11 protein-coding genes are annotated in these 14,708 nt (G+C 62.6%); 6 read left to right on the top strand and 5 right to left on the bottom strand.

Features of this window, described 5'->3' with window-relative positions:
* Positions 1-12: 12 nt before the first annotated feature.
* Genes AC2FNL_RS14550 through AC2FNL_RS14530 form a run of 5 tightly spaced genes read right to left on the bottom strand, consistent with a single transcriptional unit; the run spans position 13 to position 7,230 of the window.
* The gene (locus AC2FNL_RS14550; RefSeq protein WP_496834077.1) at positions 13-1,362 is read right to left on the bottom strand and encodes a CoA transferase; all 1,350 of its coding nucleotides are present in this window, start codon (positions 1,360-1,362) and stop codon (positions 13-15) included.
* Positions 1,359-2,513, bottom strand: coding sequence for an ABC transporter permease (locus tag AC2FNL_RS14545; protein WP_496834076.1), 1,155 nt, complete (start codon positions 2,511-2,513; stop codon positions 1,359-1,361). Before AC2FNL_RS14545 ends, AC2FNL_RS14550 begins: the two co-directional genes overlap by 4 nt.
* Positions 2,510-3,538 (bottom strand): ABC transporter permease, encoded by a 1,029-nt coding sequence (locus tag AC2FNL_RS14540; protein WP_093964561.1) that lies wholly within the window; start codon positions 3,536-3,538, stop codon positions 2,510-2,512. The genes AC2FNL_RS14545 and AC2FNL_RS14540 overlap by 4 nt, the downstream gene beginning before the upstream one ends.
* Positions 3,539-3,551: 13 nt before the next feature.
* Positions 3,552-5,465, bottom strand: coding sequence for an ABC transporter substrate-binding protein (locus AC2FNL_RS14535; RefSeq protein ID WP_496834075.1), 1,914 nt, complete (start codon positions 5,463-5,465; stop codon positions 3,552-3,554).
* Complete coding sequence (locus tag AC2FNL_RS14530) at positions 5,458-7,230, bottom strand: ABC transporter ATP-binding protein (protein ID WP_496834074.1); 1,773 nt, start codon at positions 7,228-7,230, stop codon at positions 5,458-5,460. Before AC2FNL_RS14530 ends, AC2FNL_RS14535 begins: the two co-directional genes overlap by 8 nt.
* Positions 7,231-7,460: 230 nt before the next feature.
* On the opposite strand from AC2FNL_RS14530, the gene AC2FNL_RS14525 reads away from it, so the two are divergent.
* The 6 genes from AC2FNL_RS14525 (at position 7,461) to AC2FNL_RS14500 (ending at position 14,687) form a co-directional block, all read left to right on the top strand.
* Positions 7,461-7,958, top strand: a complete 498-nt coding sequence (locus tag AC2FNL_RS14525; RefSeq protein WP_496834073.1) for a class I SAM-dependent methyltransferase — start codon at positions 7,461-7,463, stop codon at positions 7,956-7,958.
* Between the two features lie 92 nt (positions 7,959-8,050).
* A complete protein-coding gene (locus AC2FNL_RS14520) occupies positions 8,051-8,680 on the top strand; it encodes a glutathione S-transferase family protein (RefSeq protein WP_496834072.1) in 630 nt (209 codons plus the stop codon).
* Between the two features lie 78 nt (positions 8,681-8,758).
* Positions 8,759-11,161, top strand: a complete 2,403-nt coding sequence (locus AC2FNL_RS14515; RefSeq protein ID WP_496834071.1) for a GcvT family protein — start codon at positions 8,759-8,761, stop codon at positions 11,159-11,161.
* Positions 11,162-11,163: 2 nt separating this feature from the next.
* On the top strand, positions 11,164-12,708 hold the full coding sequence (locus AC2FNL_RS14510; protein ID WP_496834070.1) for a trimethylamine methyltransferase family protein: 1,545 nt from the start codon (positions 11,164-11,166) through the stop codon (positions 12,706-12,708).
* Position 12,709: 1 nt separating this feature from the next.
* Positions 12,710-13,396, top strand: a complete 687-nt coding sequence (locus AC2FNL_RS14505; protein ID WP_496834069.1) for a TetR/AcrR family transcriptional regulator — start codon at positions 12,710-12,712, stop codon at positions 13,394-13,396.
* The gene (locus AC2FNL_RS14500; RefSeq protein WP_496834068.1) at positions 13,383-14,687 is read left to right on the top strand and encodes an NAD(P)/FAD-dependent oxidoreductase; all 1,305 of its coding nucleotides are present in this window, start codon (positions 13,383-13,385) and stop codon (positions 14,685-14,687) included. The genes AC2FNL_RS14505 and AC2FNL_RS14500 overlap by 14 nt, the downstream gene beginning before the upstream one ends.
* Positions 14,688-14,708: the final 21 nt, after the last annotated feature.

Below are 14,708 nucleotides of genomic sequence, written 5' to 3'. Positions count from 1 at the left end.
TTTGGTCTTTGATCAGGTGGTTTGCCACGTGGGATCGGACGTGCCGAGCCGGGATGCCGGGACGGGCCAGTGCATCCGTGCCTCACCGACGCTGAGCGCCGGGTTCAACCGTTTGCCGGGACCCCAGCCGGACTCTTCTGATCGGGATGCGTAGTCCCCGGGTTCGGCAGCGGTGATCGGGTCGCCTGTCCCGGATTTTGCGAGGCTGGCCAGTAACTCGGCAGTACGGGCAAGCGACAGGCGCCCATCCATGATCGAATGCCCCGAAGCCGCTTCTGTCAGGGCCGAGAGGACAGCGGCGGCCATCAAGTAGCCGGTGGCATGGTCAAGTGCCTGAACAGGCAGCGGGGTGGGTTTGTCGGCTCCGGCCCAAACGCGGCCGGCGTCAGCGATTCCCGCGCTCATCTGGACGAGGCTGTCAAATCCGCGACGGGTGGCCCAGGGCCCCTGCCAACCATAGGCATCCAGCGTAACTTCGACCCGGTTTGGAGCGACCGTATCGCGCACCTCTTTGGTCAGGCCCAGGGCATCCAGCGCACCGGGGCGGTAGCCGTGGACAAAGACATCCGCTTGCGCCAGCAGCTCTTGCAGCTTTTCCAGGCCGGCGGGTGTCTTGAGGTCCAGATACGCGCAGCGCTTGCCGAGCGAGATATCGGGGATCACGCCCGGCTCATCCCAACCCGGTGGGTCGATGCGCAGTACGTCAGCTCCGAACCCGGCCAGCGTGCGGGTGGAAACCGGGCCGGCCAGCACGCGTGTCATGTCGAGAACCCGAAGCCCGGCCAAAGGCCGATCCGCGCGCGCCTGTGGCCTGTCGCGCAGGGTGATCCGGCGTGGACCGTGCCAGCCGATCAACGGATCCCGCGTCACGGCGCGGCCTTGCGGGTGGTCCAGCCACTCGGCCCGGCTGCGCATGGCGGCGGCAACACCACCCTGCGCCACGATATCCGTTTCAAGGTTCGAGACCGACCAGCTCTTGATGGCCTGCGTCACCGCCGCACGATCCCCCTCGGTCGCCAAAACCTTGAGAGCCGCTTTCCTATGGTGGGGGAGGTTGGTGTGCAACCTGATCCAGCCATCGGCCCCCCGATAGTCGCCCGCGATCGGATCCCAGAGGCTTGGCATATCCCAGCCTTCGGGCTTGAACGAGTATCCGAACCACAGCGACGCGAGGCGGTGATCGACCATTGCTTTGGGCGGGAGCGAGACAAGATTGGTGGCCTGCATGAACCGGCCAAGCTCGTGGCCCACGGCTGCAAAGCTGGCTGTTGCCAGCTCGGATACGGCAAATGCGCTGGGAAGCGCACCGGAGCCGGCGACCCGATAAGCCTCGGTCGGTGGAAGCGAAGCCAGCAGGCTCATTGTTGATAGGGGTCCAGACTGTCGCGCAGCCCGTCTCCCAGGAAATTGAAGGCCAGCACCACCACGATGATCGGTAGCATCGGGATGGCCGTCCATGGATAGATCTCGATCGAGGCGAGGTTTTGTGCGTCGTTCAGCATCACGCCCCAGCTGACCGCCGGTGCCCGCAGGCCGAGGCCAAGGAAGCTGAGCGCCGTTTCCCCCAGGATCATGGCGGGGATCGACAGCGTGGCCGAGGCAATCAGGTGAGACATGAAGTTGGGCAGCAGATGCTTGCGGATTACCCGGCCGGAACTGGCGCCCATCATCTCGGCGGCGCGCACATATTCTTCTTCGCGCAGCGACAGGAATTTGGCGCGCACGGATCGGGCTAGCCCGGGCCAGTCGAGGATGCCGAGGATGATCGAGATGATGAAGAACACCGCAACAGGCGACCAGTTCGACGGAACCGCGGCCGATAGTGCCAGCCACAGGGGGAGTTCGGGCAAAGACCGCAGGATTTCGATCACGCGGTTGATGACCCAGTCGATCCGCCCGCCGAAATAGCCGGCCAGAGACCCGAACAGGATGCCAAGGAAGAACGAGACCGAAATGCCGATCAGGCCCACGGTCAGCGAAAGCTGTGCGCCGTATAGGATGCGGCTGAAGATATCGCGGCCCAGCCGGTCCGAGCCCCAGAGGAACAGAGTCGTGCCTTCCGGGGCGCAGAACAGATGCGTATTTGACCGGATGAGCCCGGCCAGCTTGTACTCGGATGCCTCGCAGAAGAACCGCAAGGGTCGCGGATCCTCGGTGTCTGGGACGAATTTCCATTGAAACGTCTCGAGGTCGGCCTCGGCCACGATCGGGTAGACATACGGCCCGATGAACTCGCCCTGGTGGAACCAGTTCACCGATTGGGGCGGTGCGTAGAGATGTTCGCCATTTCGTTCGTTCGGGCCATAAGGGGCGATGAACCCTGCAAACGGGAGCATCAGGTAGCAAAGCAGCAGGAAAATGCCCGATATCAGACCCAGCCGGTGTGTCTTGAACTTGCGCCAGACCAGAACCCAATTCGGGGCGTCCAGATCCCTGCGCTCCAATTGCTGCAAAGATGCTTCGGGATCGAACGGGGCGTCGTCGACAAAGCGGCCGTCGGGAAGTTTGCTCATGCTTCGCGCCCCTCGTACCGGATACGCGGGTCAAGCATCACCAGCAGAATGTCGGAGATCATGGTGCCGATCAGCGTCAGCAGCGCCACGAACATCAGAATGAAGGCTGACAGGAACTGGTCCTGTGTCTTAAGCGCCGTCAGCAGCGTGGGGCCGATGGTCTGCAAACCCAGCACCACCGAAACCAGAACCGATCCCGACACCATCGAGGGCAGCAGGTTGCCAATATCGGCCACAAAGGGGTTGAAGGCCACACGCAACGGGTACTTGGTCAGCATCCGCGACGGCGACATACCCTTGGCGATAGCGGTTTCAACATAAGGCTTGCCCAATTCGTCCAGCATGTTGGCGCGCAGGCGCTGCATCATGGCCGAGGCGCCCGAGGTGCCGATCACGAATGTGGGCACGATCAGATGAACCAAGATGGACTTCATCTTGTCCCAGCTCATGGGTTGCCCCTCGTACACCGGGTCCATCAACCCGCCGATGGGCAAATCGAGGTAACGGTGCCCGTAGTAGAACAGGATGAGCGCCAGCAGAAAGTTGGGCGTCGCCAATCCCAGATACCCCACGAAGGCGGTCGAATAGTCCACCCAGGTCCGCGATTTGGCCGCCGCCATAACACCCAGAGGCAAGGCCACGGCATAGACGAACAGGATCGCGGCAAGGTTCACGACCACGGTCAGCCACAGGGTGTCTCCGACGATGTCGGCAACCGGACGATCGAATTCAAAGGACCAGCCGTAGTTGCCCTGCAGCAACCCCTCAAACCCATGAGGGCCGGGAAAGAAGCCGACCCAGATCAGGTATTGTTCCCACATCGGGCGGTCCAGAGCGTATTCCTTTCGCAGGAATTCCGCCTTGGCCACACCGGCCGACTGCCCCGAAGCTTGCAGTTCGGCAATCTGGTTGCTGAGGTAATCTCCCGGCGGCAGGTTGATGATCACGAAGATCAGCATCGATACCACCAACAGGGTCAGCAGCATCGTGAAAAAGCGATACACCGCGTAGCGGAGCATGATCATCTATCCGCTCCTGTCAGTCGGCGAGAAAGAATTCGTCTGGGCGGTGCACTCCGAAATGCGCGCCGGGTTCCCACGCCCACATGGCCTGTTCGGGAACATTGCGCAGTCGGTTTGAAACCACGATCGGTTGGGGCGCGCCGTTCAGAATTCCGATGCCATAGATCTGGTCGGCGTGTATCTTCAACATCTCCTCCCAGACCGCCCGGCGTTCATCCTCGGTTTTTGCAAGTTCCCAGATGTGGTTCAACTCCAGCAAGCGCTGGGCTTCGGGCAGGTCGGGCGGCTCGCCGGCTTCGCCGCCGGTTTGATAGTGCTGCCCCCATTTTGGCCAGGCCAGAAACACCTGGTCGGTCGGGGCCAGGTAAACCGGTGACGTATGCAGCTGCGGGATGCCATCATCCCAGCCATACCAGACCGAAGCCATCGTATTGCCGGCGAATACGCGGTTGCGCAGGATGTCGCGGTCAAGCGGTCGCATGACCAGTTTCACCCCGATTTCCCGCCAGGTATCAGTCACGATCTGCAGCGCGTTCTCGACCTCTTGGCGTTCCCCGGCCGTCTCGATCACTAGCTCCATGGGGCGGCCGTCCGGCAACAGGCGTATGCCGTTCTTGTCGCGCTGCGTCAGCCCGACCTCGTCCAGCAGGGCGTTGGCCTGTGCGACGTCGTATTGCGCCCAGGCCTGCGCGTTCTCTTCACTGTAGAAGGGCGAGGCAGGCAGAACGGACATGGCGGCCGGATGCGCCAGTTTGAAGTACAGCGCCTGGTTGATGGTCTGCCGGTCGATGGCCAGCGAAAGAGCGCGACGGACACGGACATCGCGCAGCACATTGCGCCAGACCTCGTCTTCGAAATTCAGGTTGGGGTAGATCGCGATCTGTGACGCGACACCGGTTTTCCAGAGTAGCGTCTTATAATTTCCGTTGGCTTCGCCCTTTTTCAGGATCGAGGCATCCCGAAAATCAAGCCCACGGCCCTGCAGGTCGGTCTCACCGGCATTGGCCTTGGCCGCCACCAGGCCGGGAGCCACGATCTCCATCTCGACCACGTCGATGTATGGCAGTTGCAAACCTTTCGAGTCGATGCGGTGGTAATATGGGTTGCGGACGAAATTGTGCCGGATCTTCTTGCCCGAGCTGGCGTTCAGCCAAGGCTGCAGAGTGGGCAGTTCGTGATTGTCGTACTTGTAGAGGTTGTCCAACTTGTTGTGCAGGGCAGCCCAGCTTTTGACACGTGCGTCACTGACCTCGAAGTCCAGTTTTTCCTTGTCGGCATATTTCTCATGATAACGCTTCAGGAACGCAGCAGGGCGGTAGATGAATGGCGGTCGCGCCTGCGCCAGTGAGGCCAGAAAGTTCGGGTTCGGGTCGTCCCATTCGTAGATCACCGTCGTTTCGTCCGGGAACGTGACCGTGGGGAGCTTGCCCTCAACCCGCAGGAAATCAGGGGGGCCGGACGGGCTGAGAAGCTCGTTGTTGGCCACGTCTTCCCACCAGTATCGGAAGTCTTCCGAGGTGAACGGTGTGCCGTCCGACCATTTGTGCCCCTTGCGCAGGTGCAGTGTGTACTTGCGGTTTTCTTCGTTGTCGTAAGACGCCAGCAGATCGGGGACCAGATTGTACTGGGCATCGAAGCCCACCAGTCGGGCGTAGCCATAGACCACCATCTGCCGGATATCCTTGGACCGGGTGACCATCGTGCGCAAGGTTCCGCCCTGTTTGCCGAATTCGCGCCCTTTCGAAGACAGGTCGACGATCAGCGGTTCCTGCGGGATGCGATCTTGCACCGGGGGCAGGTTTCCGATGTCCACCTCGGCTTTCCAGAAGGTGCTTTCCTGCAGGTCGGGAAGGGTGTCGGCCCAGGCAGGCAGCGCCGCGCCCAGCGTCAGCGCGGCGGCCAGAAACTTGAATCGAGTGGTCTTAAACATGGCAACGTACCTTATGGCCGGGCTCCATTTCCACGAGTGAAGGTATCATGGTGTCAGAGAATCTAAAGACGTCATCCCAACTGTCCGGGGAGCCGGCGCCAAGGGCGACCAGTTTCAGATCGATGGGACGATTGATATCGGGTTCGGGTTGTGCGGCAATCAGGGCCTTGGTGTAGGGGTGGCGCGGGTTGTAGAACAAGGTCTCGGGCGGAGCCTGTTCGACGACCAGCCCCTGGCGCATGACCGCGACCTCGTCCGCGATCCGGGCGACCACGGCCAGATCGTGAGAAATGAAAAGATAGGAAAGGTTCAGACTGTCCTGCAGTCTCTCCAGAAGGGTCAGGATCTGTTCCTGGACCGAAACATCCAAAGCTGATGTCGGCTCGTCGCAGACGATCAGGGACGGATCCAGCATCATCGCACGGGCGATTGACAGGCGTTGGCGTTGACCGCCGGAAAAAGCGTGCGGGTAGCGTTTGAGCATCCCGGCGTTCAATCCCACACGTTCAAGCATCTCAGCGGCTTTGTCGCGGCGTTCGGCCGTCGTGCCGATATTGTGGATCTCCAGCGGTTCGGTCATCGCATCCTGAATGCGCATGCGCGGGCTCAGAGAGCTGTAGGGATCCTGAAACACCATCTGAGCCTTGCGCTGAAACGCCTTGCGCTCCTCGCGGGTCATCTGGTGGACGCGGATCGGGTCTTCGCCCGGCGCGGCTCGAAAAAGCACCTCGCCGCCCGGGTCTGGCAGCTCGGCCCCCAGCGCAATCCGGGCCGCGGTGGTCTTGCCCGATCCGCTTTCACCGACGACGGCCAGCGTCTTGCCGCGGGCCAGTTTCAGGTCGACGCCCCGGCAGGCATAAATCAGCTTGTCCGCTTTCCAACCGCGCGACGACCGCATCGTGTAGGTCTTGCACACATCCTTCATGTCGAGGATCAGATCCTCGTTCGGCATCGGGATTCCCACGGCTTCCTTGTCCGGGATCTCGGGTGCCGCATCAAACAGCTGGCGGGTATAGGGATGGGCCGGAGCATTCAGGATCAGCTCGGCCGAACCCGCCTCCATCACGCGGCCTTTGTGCATGACGACGACCTGTTCGGCCATATTGGCGACCACGCCCAAGTCATGCGTCACCAAAACCAGCGCCATTCCAGTTTCTTTCTGTAGATCCTTGATAAGGCCCAGCACCTGAGCCTGGGTCGTCACATCCAGTGCAGTTGTCGGTTCGTCGGCAATCAGCAATTCCGGTTTGGACACCATCGCCATTGCGATCATCGCGCGTTGACGCATCCCACCCGAAAGTTCGAAGGGATACGAGTCATAGGCACGCGCCGGATCGGGAAAGCCCACGCGTTCGAACTGCGACAGCACTTCCTTGCGAGCCTCAGACTCGGAGGCGCCCCGATGGAGCCACAGAACCTCGCTGACCTGGTTGCCGATCTTGTGCAACGGAGAAAGCGACCGCATAGGCTCTTGAAAGATCATCGAAATTCGATTGCCGCGGATGCCACGCATCTCACGTTCGGAAATTTCGGACAGCGCGACGCTGCCCTTGGAAGTGTTCAGCTGCATTACGCCACTGCGGATCTGGGCTGTCCTGGGCAGAATGCGCAGCACCGCCCGGCAAGAGATCGTCTTGCCCGACCCGGATTCCCCGACCAATGCCAGCGTTTGCCCGGCCTCGACATCGAAATTCACATCTCTGACGACGGGCTCCCCGGCGCCGAAACCGATGGTCAGATCTCGGACAGACAACAAGGCCGTCATTCGGGCTTTCCACCCGTGTGGCCACCGCGTGACATTGGTTTTGAACTCCCTGGTTTTTTGTCGCAGTTTCGCGCGCTTGGGGGCGACTAGTCAAATACCTTCTTGGGCTGAAATGTCGCGGAAACGTGACGAACAGTGCATTGTGCCTACACAAAGTCTTGAGTTTTTGTCATCAAGGCCGCGATTGACCATGATTGGTGGTCGTTAAGGTATCAGGGAGATATTTCGCAATGTCCGACGCGCAAAGCCGACTGGATCTGTTCATTGATCGCATGGTCTCGCAGCGGGCATGTCTGGATTTCGCGATCGCCGACACGGCAGACTTGGCCGGTCCGGTGTTCGAACTGGGTCTGGGCAACGGGCGTACCTATCATCACATGATGAACCGGGTCCGGAACCGACCCGTCTATGTGTTCGAACGCGCGGTGGCCTCGCATCCCGAATCCACCCCGCCCGAAGATCGTCTGATCCTGGGCGACGTGCGCGAGACGCTGCCCGCCGCGCTGGATCGGTTCGGCGCAACTGCCAGCGTGATTCATGCCGATCTGGGCGGTCACAACCGCGAAAAGAACGACGCTTTCGCCCGCTTTGTGTCACCCCTGATCGAACCGCTGCTGGCCGAGGGCGGGCTGATGGTCTCGAGCGACCGGATGTATTTCGAAACGCTGACGGAGCAGCCCCTTCCCGCAGATGCGGTTCCGGGGCGCTGCTTCATCTACCGGCGCTGAGCGGCGTTCCGCAGGGTCACTTTGCGCGGGGCCTCGATCCCGGCACGGCGGGCGGTCTAACCTTCGCGTGACGCTCACGCAAAGGACCGCCCATGCTGTTTTACGATTGCTCGACCGCCCCGAACCCGCGCCGCGCCCGCATGTTTATCGCCGAAAAGGAGCTGCAGATCGAAACCCGCGACATCTCGATCGCCAAGGGCGAGCAAATGAGCGAGGCGTTTCGTAAGGTGAACCCCCGCGCCACCATCCCGGTTCTGGTCACCGACGAGGGGACCGTTCTGACCGAGAACCTCGGCATCGCCGCCTATCTCGAGGAGCGCTTCCCCGAGCCCCCGTTGATGGGGCGGACACCGGACGAGAAAGGGCTGGTGCTGATGTGGAACGCGATCGTCGAACAACAGGGCGGGGCGCCCATCGCCGACGCGCTGCGCAACACGCATCCGGCTTTCAAGGACCGCGCCATTCCCGGCCCGCAGAACCACGCTCAGATCCCGGAACTGGCCGAACGCGGCATCGCGCGCGTCGGAGCGTTCTTCGACCTGCTCGAAGAGCGCCTGCAAGACAGCCCCTTCATCGCGGGCGAGGCGTTCTCGCTGGCCGATATTTCGACCTTCGTGTTCGTGGATTTCGCCCGTGTCATCAAGATGCGCATCCCCGAGGGCAACACGGCAACCCGAGCCTGGTTCGACAGCGTGCAGGCGCGGCCCAGCGCCAGCGCCTGACAGCACTGTACAGAAATGTCTAGACAGAAGTGAACAGTGCCCCTAGCGTCCTTTGGGAATCGTCCAGGGGAGGTCGGGATGAAGTCGCAGTATCGCGTTGTGGTCATCGGGGGCGGCGTCGTCGGCGCCTCGGTTCTGTATCATCTGGCCAAGTTCGGCTGGTCGGATGCGGTCATGCTGGAACGCCGGCGTCTGGCCTCGGGGTCGTCGTGGCACGCGGCGGGAGGCATCCACGCGCTGAACGCCGATCCAAACATGGCGGCGCTGCAGGCCTACACGATCGACCTGCTGAGCGAGATCGAGAAGGAATCGGGTCAGAATATCGGCCTGCACATGACCGGTGGTCTGACGCTGGCCGGAACCCCCGAACGGTGGGAGTGGTTGCAGGCGAACTACCGCATCTTCCAGTCCATCGGCATCGACGATTGCGAATTGCTGAGCCCGGAAGAGGCGCAGAAACGCTGCCCGATCATGTCCACCGATGGCATTCTGGGCGCGATGTGGGCCGACCGAGAGGGGTATATCGACACCACAGGCACCGTGCAGGCCTATGCCAGTGCCGCGAAAAAGCGCGGGGCGGAATACTACGAGGAAACCAAGGTCGAGGAACTGATCCAGACCGCCGATGGCTGGCAAGTGGTGACCGACCGGGGCACGATCACCTGCGAACATGTGGTCAATGCCGCCGGCCTGTGGGCCAAGCAGGTGGGGCGCATGGCGGGGGTCGAATTGCCGGTCTCTCCGCTGAAGCACCATTACCTGATCACCGACACGGTGCCCGAGGTCGCAGCGGCCGATTTCGAGATGCCGATGACCGTGGATCTCGAGGGCTTCACCTATATGCGGCAGGACCAGAAGGGTGTTCTGGTCGGTATCTACGAGGTGGATCACGAACACTGGGCCATGGACGGCGCGCCGTGGAACTATGGCGAGGAGCTGTTTCAGGAACAACTGGACCGCATCGAGAACGAACTGATGCTGGGCTTCCAGCGCTACCCGGCGATCCAGAACGTGGGCATCAAGACATGGGTGAACGGTGCGTTCACCTTTTCGCCGGACGGCAACCCTTTGGTCGGTCCGGTGCCGGGCAAGCGCGGCTATTGGACCGCCTGCGCGGTGATGGCCGGGTTCCTGCAGGGCGGCGGTGTCGGCAAGACGCTGGCCGAATGGATGATCCATGGCGAGCCCGAGGCCGACGCTTGGCCGATGGACGTGGCGCGCTATGGCGACTATGCCCAGAACAAGCGCTACATCCGCGAAACCACCGGCCAGTTCTATTCCCGCCGCTTCGTGATGACCTATCCGAACGAGCAACTGCCCGCCGGTCGTCCGCTGAAAATGTCGCCGGCCCATGACGCGATGACCGAGGCGGGTTGCAAATGGGGCGTCAGCTGGGATCTCGAGGTGCCGCTCTATTTCGCGCCCAAAGGGTTCGAGGAAACGCCGACGCTCAAACGCTCGAACGCCTTCGACATCGTGGCCGAGGAATGCCGCACTATCCGCGAAGGCGTGGGCCTGATGGACATCACCGGGTTCTCGCGGTTCGAAGTTTCGGGGCCGAATGCGGAAATCTGGCTTAACAAGGTGATGGCCTCGAAATTGCCGGGACCGGGCCGCGCGAAACTGGCGCCGATGCTGGGCGAGAACGGGCGGCTCAAGGGCGACCTGACGGTTCTGAACTGGGGCGATAGCACTTGGTGGATCATGGGCAGCTATTACCTGCGGGCCTGGCACATGCGCTGGTTCGACGATCACATGATCGACGGAGTCACCGTGCGCGACCTGGGCGAGGAGGTCTGCGGCTTTGCCGTGGTCGGCCCGAAATCGCAGGCGGTGGTCGAGAAGCTGGCCGAGCAGGACATTTCAACCCTGAAATTCATGGGTTGCGGTGACTATGACATCGGTCTCGTGCGCGCCCGCGTGGCCCGCATGTCGGTCACCGGTGAAAAGGGCTATGAGATCAACTGCCGCTATGGTGACCATATCGCCCTGCGCCGCGCGCTGCTTGAGGCCGGGGCCAGCGAAGGCATCCGTGAATGCGGCTTCAACGCGATGCTGTCCACGCGGCTTGAGAAAAGCTTTGGCATCTGGTCGGCCGAGTTCACCCAGGCCTACACCCCCGGCATGACCGGAATGGACCGCTGGATCGACTGGGACAAGGACTTCGTCGGCAAGGACGCGGCACTGGCCGAGCGTGAGGGCAACGGCCCGGCGCAGGTTCAGGTGACGCTTGAAGTGGACGCGCTGGACGCGGACGCCAGCGGGTACGAACCCGTCTGGGCAGGTGACCAGCGTGTGGGTTTCGTAACCTCGGGCGGGTATGGCCATTATATCGCTAAGTCGCTGGCGATGGCGCTGGTGGACCGCGACAAGGCGCAGCCGGGCACCGAGCTGTCGGTGCATGTGGTCGGGGTGGAGCGGCCCGCGCGGGTGATCGCGCCGTCGCCCTATGACCCCGAGGCCAAGGCGATGCGGGGCTGATCGTGGTGGCGCGGGGCAGGGATCGCCGACGGCGGGGCCGGGGCGCGGAGGCCGCACCCGCGACTCGTCGGGACGTGAATTACCGCCAGTTGCGCAACCCGTTTCCAGTGATGGAGGTCTTTCCCGCCGACCAGATCGCTGACATGCACGAAACCGCTCTGCGCACGCTTGAGGAACTGGGCGTCAAGGTCCTGCTGCCCGAGGCGCGGCGCCTGTTTGCCGCTGCAGGCGCGCGGGTGGATGAAGACAGCGAAATGGTATTCATCGGCCGCGATCTGGTCGAGGCCGCGGTATCCTCGGCCCCGAAATCCATCGACTGCCGGGCCGGGGCGCGGCATCGTGACTTTACGCTGGAACTGGGCAGCCTGGTGTTTCAACCCGGCGCAGGCGCGCCCAATGCCACCGATCTGGAACGCGGGCGCCGCCCGGCCAGTGGACAGGATTACCTCGAATTCTTGAAACTCACCCATCATTTCGACGTGTTCCAGATGATCTCGCCGCAAGTCGAGCCGCAGGACGTGCCGACCCACCTGCGCCACTATTTCACCACGCAGGCGCAGATGGAGCTGACGGACAAGTTCCCGTTTTTCTTCTCGCGCGGGACGCCGCAGGTGATGGACTGCTTTCAGATGCTGGCCATTGCGCGGGGCCTGTCCGACGACGATTTTCAAGCCTGGCCGCATTGCTACACGATCATCAACACCAACAGCCCGCGCACGCTGGACATTCCTATGGCGCAGGGGTTGATCGACTTTGCCCGCTACGGGCAGATGTCGATCATCACGCCGTTCACTTTGATGGGGGCGATGGCGCCGATCATGGTCGCGGGCGCGATCACCCTGTCCCACGCCGAGGCGCTGGCCGCCCTGACCCTGACCCAACTGGCAAAACCCGGCGCGCCGGTCTGCTATGGCACCTTCACCAGCAACGTGGACATGAAATCCGGCGCCCCGGCCTTTGGCACGCCCTCGCATTTCCAGGCCTCTCTGGCGGCCGGGCAATTGGCGCGGCATCTGGGCCTGCCCTGGCGCTCGGCGGCCGGGTCGGCCTCGAACGCCAACGACGTGCAGGCCGCCAATGAAAACCAGTTCGGGCTGTGGGGCTGCCTGATGGCGGGGGCCACGGTGATCATCCATTCGGCCGGGTGGCTAGAAGGCGGTCTGACCGTGTCCTTCGAAAAGCTGGTCTGCGATGCCGAGGTGCTGAACATGGTGGCCGAGCTGTGCGCAGGGGCTCAGGCCGGTCAGGCCGAGATCGGCTTTGACACTGCCTTGCGCGAGGTCGAGCCTGGCGGCCATTTCTTTGCCACCAGCCAGACGATGGAGCGCTACTCCACCGAATTCTATGAACCGCACCTGCATGACTATGCCAATTTCGGCACCTGGACCGAACGCGGATCGGTCGATGCGAGCCACCGGGCCACCGCGATTTGGCGTGACATCCTGAACAATTTCGAACCACCTGCGCAGGCCCAGCCGGGGCTGGACGCCATGCGCGACTTCATCGCCCGCCGAACCGCCGAGGGCGGCGCGCCGCCGGAGAGTTGAGATGAACAGCAAACCCATCCTGCATCGTGACGACCCCAAGGCCGAGCCGCTTGTCGGCAACGTCAAGGTCACGCGCGACGACTGGTTGAACGTGGCGATGGACGTGCTGATCTCGGACGGGGTCGAGCAGGTCAAGGTGCTGAACCTGGCCGACCGCATGGCGGTGTCGCGGTCCTCGTTCTACTGGTATTTCAAATCCCGGCAGCAGCTGCTGGATGCGCTGCTGGATCGCTGGCAGGCCACCAACACCGCCGCCCTGATCGCGCAGGCCGAGGCCCCGGCCGAGACCATCACCGCCGCCGTCTGCAACGTGCATCGCTGCGTGGTCAACACCGCCTTGTTCGACACGGCGCTGGACTTTGCAGTGCGCGACTGGGCGCGGCGGTCGGGCAAGGTGCGGCGGATGCTGGACCAGTCCGACGCGCGCCGCCTGGCCGCGCTGCGCGCCATGTTCGCGCGCTTTGGTTATGAGGCGCTCGAGGCTGAAACCCGCGCGCGGGTGCTGTACTACATGCAGATCGGCTATGATCTGGCGCAGTTGAACGAGCCGTTGGCGACGCGCCTGTCGCTGGTGCCGCATTACCTGTACGTCTTTACCGGGGTCGAGCCGCGGCCCGAGGAAATCGAGGAATTCAGCGCCTATGCCAAGCGCTGCTGGGAGGGAGGATCGGACCATGAGCCAGCCTGACGCAATCATCATCGGAACCGGCGTGATCGGCGCGGCCATCGCGTTCGAGTTGGCCAAGGCCGGCTGGAAAACCCTGTCGCTGGACCGCAACGCGCAGGTGGGGCACGGCTCGACCGCCGGGTCCTGCGCGATCATCCGGATGCATTATTCCACCTTCGACGGGACCGCCTTTGCATGGGAGGGCTATCACTACTGGCGCGACTGGCCCGACTATCTGGGCCTGCCCGACGGGGCCGATCTGGCGCAATTTCGCGAGACCGGGTGCCTGGTCATGAAGACTGAGGCCAACGGCCACCTGGCAAAGCACATGAAATACAGCGCCGAGTTGGAGTGCCCCTTCGAGGAATGGTCGGCTGAACAGATTCTTGAGCGACTGCCGATCTATACGCTGGACAGCTTTGCCCCGGCCAAACGGATGGACGACCCTGCCTTTGGTCAGCCCAATGGCAGCAGGATGCAGGGGGCGGTGTTCTGGCCCAAGGCCGGCTATGTCACCGATCCGGCCCTGTCGGCGCAGAACCTTCTGGATGCTGCCAAGCAACACGGCGCGCAGGTGCGGACCGGGGCCGAGGTCGTGGAAATCTTGCAGGAAGGTGGCAGGGTCAAAGGCGTCCGGCTGGCCTCGGGCGAAGAGATTCACGCGCCGGTGGTGATCAACGTGGCCGGCCCGGGATCGTCGATCATCAACCGCATGGCCGGGGTGCTGGACGACATGACCATCGAAACCCGCCCGCTGCGGCAGGAGGTGGTGCATGTTCCGGCGCCCGAAGGATTTGATTTCGAGCGTCAGGGAACCATCGTGTCGGACAGCGATATCGCCTGCTACTGCCGGCCCGAACATGGCAACCACATCCTGATAGGATCCGAGGATCCGGAATGCGACCCGCATCAGTGGTGCGAGAACGATGTCCATTACAACCACGATTTCACCGACCAGTGGACGACGCAGGCCATGCGCTATGCGCAGCGCGTTCCCAGCTTGGGCATTCCGTCCAGAACGCGGGGAGTGGTCGATCTGTACGACGCCTCGACCGACTGGATCCCGATCTATGACAAATCCAGCTTGCCGGGCTTCTACATGGCCTGCGGCACCAGCGGGAACCAGTACAAGAACGCGCCGATCGCGGGCAAGATGATGGCGGCGCTGGTCGAGTATTGCGAGGGCGGTGGCGATCACGATACCCAGCCGCTGCAATTCCAATTGCCCTATATCCAACGCAGCATCGACGTCAGCTTCTACTCTCGCAGGCGCCCGATCAACGCCGAGAGCAGTTTTTCCGTCCTTGGCTAGCCATGCCGGAGAAATGCGCTA

It is taken from the genome of Ruegeria sp. CRTD044 (assembly GCF_059613485.1).
This window is presented reverse-complemented; position numbering and strand designations above follow the sequence as displayed.